16 protein-coding genes are annotated in these 15,066 nt (G+C 42.5%); 8 read left to right on the plus strand and 8 right to left on the minus strand.

Translation table 11 applies throughout. The features are described from left to right. Window positions 1-36: 36 nt before the first annotated feature. Window positions 37-1,119, plus strand: a complete 1,083-nt coding sequence (locus tag DFR59_RS14890) for a DUF2515 family protein (protein WP_245948495.1) — start codon at window positions 37-39, stop codon at window positions 1,117-1,119. 107 nt (window positions 1,120-1,226) lie between these two features. Here the strand turns inward: DFR59_RS14890 and rluF are convergent, their stop codons facing one another. Continuing rightward, window positions 1,227-1,934, minus strand: a complete 708-nt coding sequence (gene rluF / locus DFR59_RS14895; protein ID WP_114746465.1) for a 23S rRNA pseudouridine(2604) synthase RluF — start codon at window positions 1,932-1,934, stop codon at window positions 1,227-1,229. Window positions 1,935-2,211: 277 nt separating this feature from the next. Here rluF and DFR59_RS14900 point away from each other — a divergent pair, with 277 nt between their 5' ends. Next, entirely contained in the window at window positions 2,212-3,069 is an 858-nt protein-coding gene (locus DFR59_RS14900; protein WP_114746466.1) for an MBL fold metallo-hydrolase, read from the plus strand. Between the two features lie 102 nt (window positions 3,070-3,171). Here DFR59_RS14900 and DFR59_RS14905 read toward each other — a convergent pair whose 3' ends face one another. The 4 genes from DFR59_RS14905 to DFR59_RS14920 form a co-directional block, all read right to left on the minus strand. After that, on the minus strand, window positions 3,172-4,083 hold the full coding sequence (locus DFR59_RS14905; RefSeq protein WP_114746467.1) for a ferritin family protein: 912 nt from the start codon (window positions 4,081-4,083) through the stop codon (window positions 3,172-3,174). Window positions 4,084-4,267: 184 nt separating this feature from the next. Beyond that, window positions 4,268-4,984, minus strand: a complete 717-nt coding sequence (locus DFR59_RS14910) for an ABC transporter ATP-binding protein (RefSeq protein ID WP_114746468.1) — start codon at window positions 4,982-4,984, stop codon at window positions 4,268-4,270. Then, window positions 4,984-6,105, minus strand: coding sequence for an ABC transporter permease (locus tag DFR59_RS14915; protein ID WP_114746469.1), 1,122 nt, complete (start codon window positions 6,103-6,105; stop codon window positions 4,984-4,986). The genes DFR59_RS14910 and DFR59_RS14915 overlap by 1 nt, the downstream gene beginning before the upstream one ends. 172 nt (window positions 6,106-6,277) lie before the next feature. Next, window positions 6,278-6,793 carry a PadR family transcriptional regulator gene (locus tag DFR59_RS14920; RefSeq protein WP_114746470.1) on the minus strand — a complete coding sequence of 172 codons (516 nt, stop codon included), beginning with the start codon at window positions 6,791-6,793 and terminating at the stop codon, window positions 6,278-6,280. 195 nt (window positions 6,794-6,988) lie between these two features. On the opposite strand from DFR59_RS14920, the gene DFR59_RS14925 reads away from it, so the two are divergent. Further along, window positions 6,989-7,561 carry an HXXEE domain-containing protein gene (locus DFR59_RS14925; protein WP_114746471.1) on the plus strand — a complete coding sequence of 191 codons (573 nt, stop codon included), beginning with the start codon at window positions 6,989-6,991 and terminating at the stop codon, window positions 7,559-7,561. Window positions 7,562-7,597: 36 nt separating this feature from the next. On the opposite strand, the gene DFR59_RS14930 is transcribed toward DFR59_RS14925, so the two are convergent. Together DFR59_RS14930 and DFR59_RS14935 are read right to left on the minus strand one after the other, a co-directional pair. Then, window positions 7,598-8,062, minus strand: coding sequence for a phage tail protein (locus DFR59_RS14930; RefSeq protein ID WP_114746472.1), 465 nt, complete (start codon window positions 8,060-8,062; stop codon window positions 7,598-7,600). A 14-nt stretch (window positions 8,063-8,076) separates the two neighbouring features. Next, window positions 8,077-8,556 (minus strand): GyrI-like domain-containing protein, encoded by a 480-nt coding sequence (locus DFR59_RS14935; RefSeq protein WP_114746473.1) that lies wholly within the window; start codon window positions 8,554-8,556, stop codon window positions 8,077-8,079. 105 nt (window positions 8,557-8,661) lie between these two features. Here DFR59_RS14935 and DFR59_RS14940 point away from each other — a divergent pair, with 105 nt between their 5' ends. Beyond that, entirely contained in the window at window positions 8,662-9,627 is a 966-nt protein-coding gene (locus tag DFR59_RS14940) for a helix-turn-helix transcriptional regulator (protein ID WP_114746474.1), read from the plus strand. Between the two features lie 70 nt (window positions 9,628-9,697). Here DFR59_RS14940 and DFR59_RS14945 read toward each other — a convergent pair whose 3' ends face one another. After that, a complete protein-coding gene (locus tag DFR59_RS14945; RefSeq protein ID WP_211318566.1) occupies window positions 9,698-10,147 on the minus strand; it encodes a GNAT family N-acetyltransferase in 450 nt (149 codons plus the stop codon). A 124-nt stretch (window positions 10,148-10,271) separates the two neighbouring features. Between DFR59_RS14945 and DFR59_RS14950 the strand changes: the two genes are divergently transcribed. The 4 genes from DFR59_RS14950 (at window position 10,272) to DFR59_RS14965 (ending at window position 14,813) form a co-directional block, all read left to right on the plus strand. Beyond that, window positions 10,272-11,252, plus strand: a complete 981-nt coding sequence (locus DFR59_RS14950; RefSeq protein ID WP_158538402.1) for a phosphotransferase — start codon at window positions 10,272-10,274, stop codon at window positions 11,250-11,252. A 210-nt stretch (window positions 11,253-11,462) separates the two neighbouring features. Beyond that, window positions 11,463-13,355 carry a DUF2334 domain-containing protein gene (locus DFR59_RS14955; protein ID WP_158538403.1) on the plus strand — a complete coding sequence of 631 codons (1,893 nt, stop codon included), beginning with the start codon at window positions 11,463-11,465 and terminating at the stop codon, window positions 13,353-13,355. Then, on the plus strand, window positions 13,273-14,496 hold the full coding sequence (locus DFR59_RS14960) for a glycosyltransferase family 2 protein (RefSeq protein WP_114746480.1): 1,224 nt from the start codon (window positions 13,273-13,275) through the stop codon (window positions 14,494-14,496). Before DFR59_RS14955 ends, DFR59_RS14960 begins: the two co-directional genes overlap by 83 nt. Before the next feature lie 41 nt (window positions 14,497-14,537). Next, window positions 14,538-14,813, plus strand: a complete 276-nt coding sequence (locus DFR59_RS14965; RefSeq protein WP_114746478.1) for a hypothetical protein — start codon at window positions 14,538-14,540, stop codon at window positions 14,811-14,813. The last annotated feature ends 253 nt before the right edge of the window (window positions 14,814-15,066 follow it).

A 15,066-nucleotide genomic window follows, 5' to 3' on the forward strand; every position in this document is an offset into this window, starting at 1 on the left:
TCTTTAACAGAGGTCAAAAAAGAGTTAAAAAAAAAGATGAAGAAAAAATCAGTCTGCCTTCCGTCATTATCAGAACATGATAAAAAATGTATTGAGCATATAAAGGAAAAGACGAGGCAGCTAAACCAGAACAATGTCACAAGGACGCAAGCTTATTTTAAATTTTACCTTCAGTATCCTGAAATACATTGGGCCCTTCTCGGACATATGATCTCGCGAAATGTTGGCTGGAATATGACCGATTTAAAAGGGGAATTGCTGACGAAACTTTTGTCTGAAAAGGAACAGCTGGCTTTTTTTACTTTTTTGGAGCGCGGCAGCTGGTTGATTTTCCAAGATATATATTCTCAATTTTTGATATATGATTTGGGTGTGAGGAGGGGCAAAGAAATGTTCCACCTTTTGCCGTTCTTTCATACATCAACGTTTATGGAGACGATGTGGCGTTATTTTTGGCGCAGTGGGGACCGTTATACGTTGGCCATTGCGATGGTGATAAATGAACAGAGCTATTTGGAAAAAAGGTTGATTCAAAATGATCGTTTACAAAAGAACGTAACCGGTACGGTGGGTTTCAAAATGTATGAATTTTTGCGGCTGAATAATATTCTTTTTCCTTATTATCCTGGGGGAAAAGAGCAGAAAGCATCACTCGTCGGCGCCACTTCAAGGCAATTTACTTCACTGCACAAAAGAATTTTATTCGGGAAAAATTTGTATTCCCTCCTTTTTCAACGGGGAGAGATCCTCGAGGGGGTCTTGAAATGGGCACATGGATCGCCACATACCGGCTCAAGGAAAGATTACTGGCCAGATCTGTTTAATGATATCAATGAATCTTACCCCCGTGCTCTCTATAAACGGCGGGTGAAGAATTGCTTGTTGAAAAAGGACGCTAATCGGCTGTACAGTCCGCCTTTGAAATACGCATGGCCTGCTGCATCACATGATGACAGGAGCGAAGAAGACTGGTTCGAGGATTGGAGTGTCATGGAATACCTTAAGGGAGAAGCCAATTTCGATGGAGAGATACTAACTAGCTATTGCAAAACCTTTGAAACCATTGAACTGGCGGTTATGGCGAAGGAAGCCCTCCTGCTGCGAGAAGACGGGACATAGGGACAGGTTTCTTGTCCCATTTTCAGAAACAGGAAAAAAGCATGAGGAAGGCCCTCATGCTTTTTATTTTGTCATTCAAAGGGAGCAGAAGAACCTTCCCGGAGCTTTTACCATTCTTTCGGTTCGTAGTTTAATTCCCTAAATAATTGTGTTTTCTCTTTCTTAGATAGATCTCTCCATTGTCCTGGTGGAAGGTTTCCAAGGTGGATATTCATGATTCGTGTTCTTTGCAGACGGTAAACCTCGTATCCCAATTCACCGCACATACGGCGGATTTGGCGGTTTAGCCCCTGGGTCAAAATGATTTGGAAATCGAATTTTGACAATTGTTCCACTTTACAAGGAAGGGTTTTTGTCCCCAAGATTTTGACGCCCTCTGACATCTTTTTCAAGAATTCTGGCGTGATGGGCTTGTCTACTGAAACTATATATTCCTTTTCATGCTGATTTTCAGCTCGCAGGATTTCGTTGACAATGTCGCCGTCGTTCGTAAGAAGTATCAGACCCTCTGACTCTTTATCAAGACGTCCAATATTAAATACTCTTAATGGATGGTTGACCAGGTCCACAATATTACCTTTGACGCCTTTTTCTGTCGTGCTGGTGATGCCTACAGGTTTATTTAAGGCAAGATAGACGTTGTTCCTGGCTACACGGATTGGGTTTCCGTCTACTTTCACGTCATCTCCAGGTTCAACCTGGCTGCCTATCGTGGCACGCTTCCCGTTGATCGTAACCCTTCCGTCGGCAACCAATTTATCGGCACCGCGTCTGGAAGCTTTACCGGCTTCACTGATAAATTTATTAATACGCACGTTAACACATCCTTAATAGACGATACTTTTATTAAACACTATGTATTTAAGTAAATCACAAAATCAACATTAGATAAACGGTAATTTGGGACATAGGGGACAGGTTCCTTGTCCCATAGCAAAGCCCCAATTCAAAGGCAGCAATTCTATCACCATTATACCCAGGGGATATGGTAAATAATTCGGTCCATTAATACAGTAAGGTCAGGCATCAATCTAGTATGAAAATAACTGCTGTTTAGCTTACACTACTTTATAAGAAGGGAGGCAGTAATTAATGCACTCAATTAACAAGATAGGTAAGAGGTTCTGGTATATCACTCCAATATCGGAAACGGACCGTCCCATTCTAGGTATGGTGGTGGGGGATAACAAGACATTGATGATCGATGCCGGCAACTCGGAGGATCATGCCCGCTACTTCTTGAATGAACTTTTCCAAAGGGAAGTGCCCAATCCTGATATGGTTGTGCTTACTCATTGGCATTGGGATCATATATTTGGTCTTTCAGCATTACCGAATACCGTTTCGGTTGCATCAAAAGAAACAAAAATGGAGATGGAGAAGCTCATTCCGCTTTCATGGTCAGATGAGGCAATAGATGCAAGGGTGAAAGAAGGGACTGAAATCGAATTCTGTGCGAAAGCCATTAAAAATGAATACACGGACCACCGGGATATCAAGATTGTCTTGCCAGATTTAACTTTTGAAAAAAGAGTGGAAATCGACCTTGGCGGCATAACTTGTATCGTACAGCATGTTGGAGGCGACCACGCCTCAGATTCAGTGGTCGTATATGTTGAAGAAGAAAAAATCCTTTTTCTCGGTGACTGTATCTATCCAGATATCTTTTCCGAAAAAGAGAACTATACCATCAAGCAGACCCTCCGATTATTAGATGAATTAGAAGTATTCGATGCCGATACATATATCCTTTCGCATCAAAAGGCAATTTCAAAAGAAGAATTCAAACAGGAAGCGGCCATGCTTAGAACAATTGCGAACTATACGGATATGTGCGGAGGGGCCGAGCAGAAAATAGTAGATGAATACGCAAAGCACGTCAAAAGGGAACTGACAGAAGACGAAAGATTAACCATCACAGACTTTGTGAATGGCTACAGCGGGACATAGGGGACAGGTTTCTTGTCCCATTTTTTGAAGCATATGAAGCATGGGGACAGTCCTCATGCTCCTTTTTTACATTGGAAGCGAAAGCACCATCCCCGTGCTTCACTAGTGTCTGGCAAGCCCTCTCTCAAACGCCGCTAAATGATTTAGTGATGCATTTCGCAGCTGCGAGAAGACGATTTGCACATCACTTGGGAGGTTAAAAGATAAAAATTTATCGTACATCGCTATGTTATCTATTTCTCCCTGAACTCCTGCAGCATAGGCAGCCTTTACGCTTTCAGGGGTGGAAACAAACGATTGGGATATATCAGTCGGAATTGGCACCTGGTATCGTTCAAAAAGCGGCATTAGGGCACTTATATGCCTCAATTCTGCTTCTTTGATCTGAGCAAAGGTTCTTATGCTGCCAAAGGTTCCGAGTATATTATTATATCTGGCTTGGGCGAGGTATTCGTCCTGCATGGCATACGTCAGCATCTGGGGCAGGGTTAGCGACGATGCGGCAGCGTTTAACGCTCCTTTTGCACCGAAGTCACCCATTTGCCTATGGAAGTGAGTGGATCTAGGGTTCTTTTGAAGGAAATACAAAAACCATACTGCGTGGTTCTGTTCGTCAGATGCAGCACGGCGGAAACGATCTTTAATGGCTGGATCCTGTACTTTATCGGCAATATCCAAATAGGAATCTACTGCCTCCTGCTCATCCTTAAAAGCGAATTCAATGCCTGCTTTGTAAGTGGCAGGGCACTCTTCAATAATTTGATAGGACGGCTTTTTACCCGTTAACTTGATGAAAATTTGAGTGAATTCTTCAAGATGACGCTTTTCATCTTTTTGAATCTCAAGAATCTTATCCTTTTCCTCTTGAGTTGGGGCCATCCCGGCTATTTTCGCATAGCAGGCGATTGCGCTATATTCAGCGTTAATAGCCTTTTGGATATCATTTAAAAGCTGGGTATCTATCGGTGCTCGATAATAATGATCATAGTTTGGGGCATAAAAAGGGAAATACACGTGGTTCCTCCTCCGTTTCTGCTCATTCCTGTTATTTTATGCAAGGAGTATAGGCAGGGTGTGCATGGGACATAGGGACAGGTTTCTTGTCCCATTTTCAGAAGGAGGAGGGGGAAAGCATGGGGACGGTCCTCATGCCTCTCTTTAATCAAAAAGGAAGCAAAGGAAACGTCCCCGCGCTTCATTACCTTGATTGAGCGGCTTGTATCTTTTCTGGCCTGAAAGAAGCATCATGTTCCAGTCTGCCATCTTCCATGCGATAGACTTTATCGCAGTATTCCAGCATTCGTTCGTCATGTGTAACCATAATGGCTGCTTTGTTTCTCATTTTGGCCTCTTTGGCGATGAGTTGAACCACTTCATGAGCTTTTTTTGAATCAAGGCTTGCTGTTGGTTCATCTGCGAGAATAATAGAAGGGTCGTTTATAAATGCACGGGCAATGGCGGTCCGCTGGCGTTCTCCTCCAGATAACTGTTCCGGCAGCTTCTCCAGTTTTGATCCCAATCCCAAGCTTTGCAAAAGTTCTTTAGCATATTCCTTATCCTCTTTTAAAAGCTTCCCTGCCATTCTTTTCACGACAAGCAGTTGTTCCAGTACATTTAAATAGGGAATCAGGTTGCTTGTTTGTAAGATGAATCCTATTTCCTCGAGGCGAAAGCGGGCTAAATCCTTAGGGTTTAAATCATTTAGATTCTTCTCTTTCAGAATAACCTCACCTTCAGATGCTTGGAGCAAGGCACCTGCGATAGCCAAAAATGTACTTTTTCCAGAACCCGATGGGCCAATGACAGCCACGAATTCCCCTTGATCAACAGTCAAGGAAATGTCATTTAGAGCCAGAACTTGATTCTCGCCTTGCTGATATATTTTAGAAACGTTCTTAAATTGAATTCCTGACATTATTCTACCCTCCCGATCGCTTGAAGCGGGTCTACTTTTGTTATTTTTCGGACTGAGACCAATGAACTTAAAATCGATATGACCAGTAATAAAAGGGCATAAAGGATGACAAGTTTAGGGTCAAGTGAGAATGGCATTTCATCCGGCAGAATAAGCGCCGTTCCGTAGGTTAGCAAAATCCCTGCTGCAATACTGGTGAAGGATAGAAGAAATACCTGGGAGACAATTGCTCTGCCAAGGAAGCGATTGCTTGCGCCAATGGCTTTTAAGATGCCGAATTGATTGGATTTTTGCAAGGTTAGGACGTAAAAGAATACGCCTAGTACAAATGCCGAGATAGCCAAGAGAAAAGCAAGCATCATCATAATCGTCCCGTTTTCTTCTTTATAGCCTGGCATCCCTTGGATAGCATCAGCCTTAGTTACGATTTCTGTATTTTTAAATTGCTGATTCATTTTTTTTGCGTCGATATTTTCTCCTTGCAGCATAATGGCATTGACCGGTTTTTTAATTCCTTTATCTGCACCAGGAGCTGCAAATTGTATGGCGCGCCATTTATCCAAAGAAGTGAAGATAGCGGGTAAATGATTATAGGTTTCATTCTTAACGAACCCGGCAATTCTCAGCTTTTCCAAAGATCCCTCAATCTTTAGCGTATCCCCAATTTTGAGGCCTTTTTTCTTTAACGTATCGTTTGCGATAACGTCGACCAATTCTTTTGCCTGGAGAGGACTTCCCTCAATTACTTTCGGTTCCAGAAAACTGCCTGGTTCTACTCCAAGTAGGGCAACATCGATCTTTTCATTATCGTTCGAATTGGTATTGCTGCGGACAGTCCCCATGGTTGCACCCATGGCTGATGCCGCAGAAACATTAGCTTCTTTTTCTAATTTATCCGCCAATGATTCACTTAATAATGAACGGCTCATTGAGGATCTTGATCCATCTTCAAAAGTTACATAATTGGCATCCATATTTTTAAATGTCGCCGCACTTAAAGTAGAAAGCCCATTGCCTAAGCCTGAAAGAATAAATACTAGCCATGCAATCAGCACAGTTATAATGCCGATCATCAGAAAGCGCAATTTCCCATGCTTTAACTCCCTTATAGCAAGAAACAAAATTTTTCACTCCTTAGTATGTATTTGATTAGTCACGTTTGACTATAAACAGTTTAGTGGTTTTATGGCGATTAGTCAATCGTGACTATAAAGTTAATTTTGGTTTTTTATAATCTGAGGCGCAACTAAAAAAGGAACCTCATTGGGTTCCCTGATGTCTATGGCGAAAAGTTCATTCGGACTGTAGAAGTTTAATGGTTTTTTCAAGAAAGGTGACTTCTGCTTCTAACATGGTAATTTTATGTTCAACGGCAAGATTGACACCTGTGCGTATCCCGTGTGAAGGGGTTTGGCTAAACCTGTCTATCAATTTTTTGTTTTTCTTCAATCTTTCCTGCAATGCAGGTATGGCTTGATCCATCGGAAGAAAATCAATAAACATTAACCCGATATCTCCTTGGTAATTCACACTTTCTGCAGAAGAAAGATTTTGCAAAAGCAATTCATAAAAGTACTTTCGTCCGTTTTCGTTAATAGAGTAGACCTTTCGAGTGGGTCTATTCCCTTCTTGCTCTAACTGAATATCTATATAACCCTTATTATTCAGCTTATCCAAAGTGGCATAAGCAGTGGGTTTCTTCATATCGGTAACCGTGCTTAAATTTCTTTCAATAAATTCATTAATCTGATAGCCGTGCTGGCTTTGTCCCATTAAAAGACCAAGCAGAATCAGTGAGCGATGTTCCACTGAAATCCTCCTTCCCATCCTACAATTCCTATCTATTTTCTCGTAAACCTTATATGTAGTCAATCGTGGGACGTGGGGACAGGTTTCTTGTCCCAGTTTCACATTGGGGAGGAAGCAGGGGGATGGTGCTCATGCTTCTGATAATTGAGGAATAGTCATTAATAAATATGAATATATAATGGATTATGGTAATATATGGGTTATAAAACGACGCTTTCATCATCAGTGGATGGAGGGGTATTTATTACTCAGTGGACGGTTCTACTTATATGGCTATTCCCAATCATTTTTGCCATACATGATTTTGAGGAAATCGTTGTGGTGGAGAAGTGGATTGGAAGAAACAGGAAGGATCTTCACGAAAGACTTCCGAAAAAGGCGATATTCTATTTTGAAAAGAACTTTGCGAAGAAAACGAATCAGTTTTCTTTAGTGGTTTTTGTTGAGTTTGTCGTAATCTCGCTTTCTACTATTCTTCTATATTTAGAAGGATTTCAAGGGTGGTGCAAATGGCTGTATTTAGGGCTGATGAGCGTTTTTGTGCTGCACTCTCTCACCCATATCGGCCAGGCTATTTTGTTGAAGAGGTACACGCCGGGGATAATTACGTCTGTCGTCTTGATCATTCCATATGGGCTGGTGTTCTATCGGACACTTTTGGAGGCAGGCACCATAAATATAGCGGATATATGGATGAGCATCCCGGTCGGCATCGTAGTTTTCATGCTGTTTTTCCCGGCAACCATGAAAGCTGCTTCCAAATATTAGTGGGACATGGAGCCTGTCCCCATGTCCCTACATCTCTTAATATTCCCCTTTGATGATGAAATAGGAGCCTCGGATGGTTCCGGCCAGTTTGGATTTTTGTCTGGCGAACTTGAACTTTTCTTCTAACTCCTTCGGGATCTCCATTCCATCTGAAAGCTTAAAGCCAACAGCGCGCTTTTTAGGGTCATCAACCGTGTACATGACGTTGACCGATAGGCCATCCTCATAAAAAACATAGGCGAACTTGATGTTTTCGACTTGAAATTGAGACGTTTCCAGAGGCTTTGCCGCAAATTCTATATCACGTTCTTCTTTCAAAATCCGGTTCACATAGTCAAGTGTGTCCTGACTATCGGCAGCTGGAACCACCGTAAATTCATGCTTATATTTGTTCATAAAGTAGCGGGCTTCATTTGCACGCAAGCCAGCAAGCGCTTCTGCAGCAGGCGACAATTCTAAACCAACGGCAGATACACTTTTAAAATCTACGATGTAAGTCATGTCCATACCTCCTTTTATTTCTTCACAACAGGAATCCACATTTCGCCATAAACCAAGCCGTTGCGCTTACCCATTTCAACCGATGTATTAGGTCCTCCAACATAGGCGAAATCCTTTGCTTCAGGCAGTGCTTGACCAAAGGCAATGCCCGTTAGCTGGATGCCCAAATCCAGAGATGTCTCCGCTTCTCCTTTGACAACCAAATAAGATCCCTTTGGAAATTGAATCATCCTTGTGGCATCTGGAACAGGTTTATCTGTCATGACACCGGCGTAGTGCATCATCTTGTTATTCACTGCTTCGTTCACGGCGAAAATATAGTCATTAACGGCAACGGATTTTAATGCAGCCAGTTTTCCATCTTCTCCGATGCCCATCCAAAAATCTGCCTTTTCCTTGTTGATGCCGGCGTAGTCTGTGTAATTGCTTTTAAGCTCCGTTCCTATTCCTGCAACCGTAAAGCTTTCTTTTTCTTCCAACGTATAAACTGCCATCGTTGATCCCATCCTTTTTCCCGTTTTTCAAATGACTTATTTCATTTGATGAGTTTATAATAACGTTAAATCATGTCAAAAAATGATACTGTTTAGGAGGCGTCGATGAATAAGGTTGAGCGAATCAATACTATTATGCGGTATATCAACAACCGCGCATACTTTACTATTTCTGAAATCATGAAGGAATTTAATATCTCCCGTTCGACAGCAATTCGCGATGTCAGAGAAATTGAAGCAATGGGAATGCCGCTCGTCGCAGAGGTTGGAAGGGACGGCGGATATTCTGTCTTAAACAACTCGGTCCTGCCTGCTGTCCGCTTTACGGATAATGAGATTAAAGCGCTGTTTGTTGCCTTTATGGCCACAAGGAATAAGCAGCTTCCTTACCTTAAAAGCCGCCAGTCTTTAGCTGAAAAATTACTCGGTCTTATCTCAGAAAATCAGCAGGAAGATCTTGTTCACTTAAATAAAATTTTGCTGTTTGAAGGAACAAACCCAAACAATCCCGACCTCCTTGAATTGTCAGACCTGCCGCATCCTAAGTTAGAACAACTCATCCAACTCATTCTTTTGGACAGCCATTTATGGATTACCATCAATGAGGAGGGGGATGTTCCGATTTATCTTTTGCACCTGTATCTTGAAAAAGGGAATTGGCTGATTGAAGGCTTTGACTTGGAGGAAGAAAAGAGAAAGATTATCCCTGTCGACCATCTCACAGATATCAGACCATACCCTGCGAAAAAAAGATGGAGCAAGAAAAAGATTTTAGAAAAACTAATCAGGCAAGAAGAAGAAATGAATATAGTCCTTGAACTTGGCCAAAAGGCGATAGCCCAGTTCAGAAAATACCACCCAATAAAAGTGTTCATTTCCTATACGGACCCTTACCAAGCTAAAGCCATACTTAAAACTTCCGTCAATGTGGATCATCCAGAAGAATTGGTTGAAATGACGAACTGGCTGCTATTTCTGGGAGAAGACATCAAAGTGAGAGAAGCGCCGGAAAAAGTGTTAGAAAAGTTATCATGGAGGGACATGGGGACAGGTTCCTCGTCCCAATTTTAGAAGTGAAGGTCGAAGAAGAACGGGACGGTTTTTTTCAATGAAAAGAAGAAAAAAACCGTCCCTGCGCTTCCTAAAATGTATACCGGGACACTTGCTCATCCCCGATAATGAGCCCCTCTACTTCTTGGAATCCCATTTTGTCGTAAACCCGTTTGGCATGTTCATTGGTTGGCTCATAAGACAGAGTGATTGTTTGGTGTCGGTCTTCTTTCATCATCTTGATATCGTCAATCACAAGTCGAATTGCCTCTTTGCTATAGCCTTTCCCTTGATGCTTCTGATCAATCATCATTCGGTAGATCCAGTATTCCTGGTCCTCATCATCAATCCCATAAAGCGTGAAGCCGATCATTTCCTCGTCTTTATAAATGCCCTTTGCGTGAAAATTTTCAAGGAAATTCAATTGAGCGAGTGAAACCGCATTGGATGCGACAAACTTCACTTGATCTTCCCGCACCTTAAGTGAAATTGCCTTAATCCAGTTTTCTTTTGTAATGGTTTTTAAATGAAGCATACCCATCCCCCTTTTCTAAATTATACCAATTATTTTTTGAAGCGGAATAAAAAGATTTGTTGAATTAAAAGTCTGAAAATTCTAGAATTAGTAATAGCAAACACGTATGTCTAGGCAGAGGAGAATAAAGATGGCAGATAGAAAAGTGCAGATTCCGTGGCATCAGGACAGCTATTATGAAGGTGTAGAACAGTGGATACGCCAAGAGCTGAAGGGAGCGGATTTAGAATTAAAAGGGAAGCTTGAACCTGTTAAGGATACCGATGTTACCCTTGTTCTCCGTATTCCAACGTACGAAGAGGATTATTATTTTAAGGCAGGCACTTTCGCGTCAAAGCATGAGGCAGTGCTAAGTAGTGAACTGCAGAAAAGGTACCCACGGAAAACGGTTGATGTTTTAAGTGCAAACGAGCCAGAAAACTGGTTGTTAATGAAGGACCTAAAGGGGGAATCTCTGCGCACGTTGAAGGATAAAAAGCTTTGGCAAAAGGCGATTAGCGAGTATGCAGAGCTCCAAATGGCAGAGATGAAAAGCGTGGATCGTTTGATGCAGGTGGGGGTTCCGGATCGGAGAATGCCCGTCCTGAAGGAAGAGATCCATCAATCTTTAGAAGAAATGTGCAAAACGGGATTAAGCAGAAACGAGACGAAACAGGTGATGTCGCTTCTGCCGATTCTATTAGAAATGTGTGATGAATTAGACTCCATCATTCCGCCATCCATTGAACACGGTGACCTCCATACAAATAATATTCGGCTGGTGGGGGATCGTCTTGTGTTTTTTGATTGGGGCGATGCATCTATTTCGCATCCGTTTTTCAGCACGCGCGTATTTTGGCATGCGCTTGATGACCTCATTTCAGATGATTCGGAATGGCTGGGGATGGTGGAAGAATTTCGGCCGCACTATTTAGAACCGTGGACAAAATTAGCGCCGATGAAAGACCTGGATCGAGCATTGCGGATATCAGATGAACTCGCATGCGTCCAAAGGGCATTGAGTTGGCATTTATATATCACCCCAAACCGCAAAAATCAGGCAGAGTCTTACAACAAGCCCTCTCAATGGCTGAGGCTGCTGCTTGAACATCGTGTATTAGTGGGGAAATGAGGGGGCGATATACATGAGAATTGAGTTAAAGATTGGGACGGAGGGACAGGTTCACTGTCCCGCTCCGGGACAAGGAACCTGTCCCTCCGTCCCCTTTGTTCCATGTTGAAATATTGGATTGGCGGCGTAATAGCTGGAATTTTACTTTTGGTTTATTTTCTGACTTATACGGGTGAGAATGTTTTTCCTGATTTGAATAAGCGGCATGCAATGATTCGATTGGAGGATGTTGGCCCCGGTGGTGAATATAATAGTTTAGATGGATTGGGGAAGCTGCGGGCAGTGATGGAATACTTAGAAGCAGAACAAATTCCTTTTCATGTAGCTGTTATTCCAAGGTGGAAGAGTATGCTGCCGGATGGAAGTTGGATAGAGAGGGGAATCGACGATCCTGATCCTGACTCCATTTCGCGGGGGTTGAGTGGAATTCTCCTTGATGCGCAGCAGCATGGAGGTATTTTGGGCATGCATGGATACAGCCATCAGTTTGGGGATGCCGCCATGAAAGGCGACAATCAAAATTCAGGTACAGGAGCAGAATTTAAGGTGAGTGGTTTTCCTGTGACGAAAGATCCCGCTTATGCAGCGGAGCGTATCCAGAAGAGTCTGTCTGCCTTTGAGAAAGCGGGGATTCATCCAGCCTTTTGGGAATCGCCTCACTATAAAGATACACGTGAACAAGAGAAAGTATTTCGTTCCTTCATGGGCATTTTATATCAACCAGACTTTTATTCCCTAAGGTCGTTCAAGGATCTGAACGTTTATGAAACTATCAATTCGTTTGGAAAGAGGAGTCTCGGATCAATCTATGTTCCTGCACCTTTAGGATATGTAAAAGATGAAAGTTCAGTAGAAAAAATACTTTCTAAGGCATCTAAAAGCAATGGATTGGCTTCATTTTATTTTCATCCATTCCTGGAATTTTCCTATCTCAAGAAAGTATTAGACGACGATGGTAAACCGGTCATGAAAAATGGTCTGCCCGTATATAAGTATAAAGGTAATGGAGATCGATCTTATCTCCATCGGTTGGTAAAGGGATTAGAGGAAGAAAAGTACCATTGGATGTCTCTCTATGACATTATTCCATTCACACCTGCACATCGAGTAAAGCTTCCAGATGGAACAAAAGGGCAACAGTTGTTAGTTGGGGATGTGGATGGTAAAGGGAATGCGGATATTATCGTGAGGGAGAGGGACCAGATCCTTGTGGTGCCGGGAAATTATTCGATGCCGCGCAATCGTCCACAGAAGTCCCCGGAAGTGTGGCTAAAGGCATCTTTTCCATCTGAAGAAATGCTCTTTCTAGTAGATTACAACGGAGACAAGAAGAAAGATTTGCTTTCCTACAATAATGAAACCGGTAGTCTCACAGTTTTCATTGCAGGGAAAGGGAAGTTTCAGTCCCCTCAAATTATAGGGAAGCTGCCTTCGGGACTTGAGTCAATCCAGCCCTATCAATCTTTAAATGGGTTTGGACTAATTGCAAGGCTTGACGGCCGCATCCTGAATAGCGTATATTCAAACGCCCATTTAACTACAAAATCGTATGATGCTCATGTTTCCAAGGATAATAAGATTTTCATAGGAAAATTTCAAAATTCCCTCCAAGATGACATTCTGTCTTTATCCCTAAGTGGAAGGCAGGCGCATATTCTGCAGTTTGAACAGGGCAGATTAGGTGAGCACCGAGTTGAAGGATTAGAGGTTGCTTCTGATGATCAGGTAGAGGCAGCGGATTCAAATGGTGATGGTAGAAGTGATTTAATCACTTATAACAAAAAGACCGGTGTTTGGCGTGTTTTTGAAAATGAGGGGAATGGCAGCTTTCGTTCTTTAGACAATGACTTTGGCCCATGGGCAAGGGGGAACGGAAGGATAGGGATCGTTGCCGACTTTGACGGCAATGGAAAAATGGATATAGGATCCTTTGTCGAAATCTGGTCATCTGCTCGATATAGCACTCTCATTTCAAAGAAAGACACCATAGGGCTGAAAGGAAGAATTCATGCACCAATTTATGATTGTCATAGCAAATGTGTTTCAAGGAATTATTTTTTCGGTCAGTCTCTATCAAATTATCATCAGTCTCGGCGGCTTTAAGAAGAGGATAGAAATAAGCGGGGATTATGCTCCAGAGAAATCCTTTGCGATCCTTGTGGCTGCTCATAACGAGGAAATGGTCATTGGGCCACTCTTGGAAAACTTAAAACAGTTGGATTATCCAAAAGATTTATACGACGTATACATCATTTGTGATAACTGTACGGACAAAACATCCCAGGTTGCAGCATCATATGGTGTGTCAGCAATGGAACGCTTTGATGATAAAAGAAAAGGGAAAGGCTTTGCGGTCGAGTGGATGCTGGAACACCTATGGAAAAGGAGCCGTCAAGTTGATGCTGTAATCGTTTTTGATGCGGACAATTTGGTCAGCAAGAATTTTCTTATCGAGATGAATAAAAAATTGCTTGAAGGTCACAGAGTGATTCAGAGTTATTTCGAAACAAAAAACCCTTATGATTCCTGGGTTACATTGTCCTATGCCATAACGTATTGGTTCATTAACAGGATGTGGCAGCAAGCCCGTCATAATTGGGGCATGGCAAGTACATTAGCCGGCACCGGGATGTGCATTGAGGCGAAGCTGCTAAAGGAGATGGGATGGAATTCAACATCGCTGACAGAGGATGTTGAATTTACAGCTCGATGCATCGGCAGGGGAATCTATCCTACCTGGGCAAGCAATGCGATTGTCTATGATGAAAAACCGATCACACTCGCCAGTTCCGTAAGACAACGGCTGCGATGGATGAGAGGGCACACGGACTGTGCAAGAAAATATATGAAGCCGCTTATTCTTAAATCCCTTCAAACCCGTAAATTTGCACAATTTGATGCAGCAATGTATCTATTTCAGCCGATTCGATTTCTATTTGTGGCAGCCGTTTGGGTGATGTCCAGCTTGCAGCTTGCAACACCTTTGTATACTCAATTCGACCTGCTGAAAATGATTCCTGACTGGGCATGGATTGGTTTGAATATCGTTTTATTTCTCCAATTTCCATTGGTTATGCTGCTTGAAAGGCGGCCGTGGAAGGCATACTTGGGTCTCATTTTATTTCCGATTTTTCAATTCACTTGGTTTCCAATAACTTTAATTGGGATACTGACCAGCAAAAATAAGACCTGGAATCATACAAAACATACCCGTGCGATTAAAATTGAGGACCTCGCCGGATAAAAGAAATTTATCAGTAGATCAAACTAAGGAGTTACAAGCAAATGAAACTATTTTTGGTGATTACCCAGGTTTTATACTTAATTTTCATTGTTCTCTGGCTGCCCATTTGGGGGTTGTCATTCATGAGCTTCGACAACGGAATCGCTCTTTGGAACAGCCTATTTGTCTTTGTCATCGGCATCTATCCATTGGTTGTAATCACTTGCTCCATCGCTGCGTGGCTGCAGTACAGGAAGAGCAAAAATAGGAGGGCCGTTATAATTGATGTAATCCCCTTGCTATGGATTCTGGGCCTGTTGAGCCTGGTGATTATATAAGGTTTTTGGTACGCAGGGACAGGTTCCTCGTCCCAATCTAACCTCATCAAAAAGGCCAGCGCCCCCGCCCATTCACTTGGGTGGGGGCGCTGGCCCTTTATTTATATTAATAGCTTCCTTGCATCTCGCAGATTTGGGGTGGGACAAGGAACCTGTCCCCATAGCCGTCAAGTTAAGCGAAAAGGTGTAAATATTGGGTGAAATCCGTTATCCTTCCATAAAGAAATCTTTATGAAAGGATGACTTTTATGGA

Source organism: Falsibacillus pallidus, assembly GCF_003350505.1.
Classification (GTDB): Bacteria; Bacillota; Bacilli; order Bacillales; family DSM-25281; genus Falsibacillus; species Falsibacillus pallidus.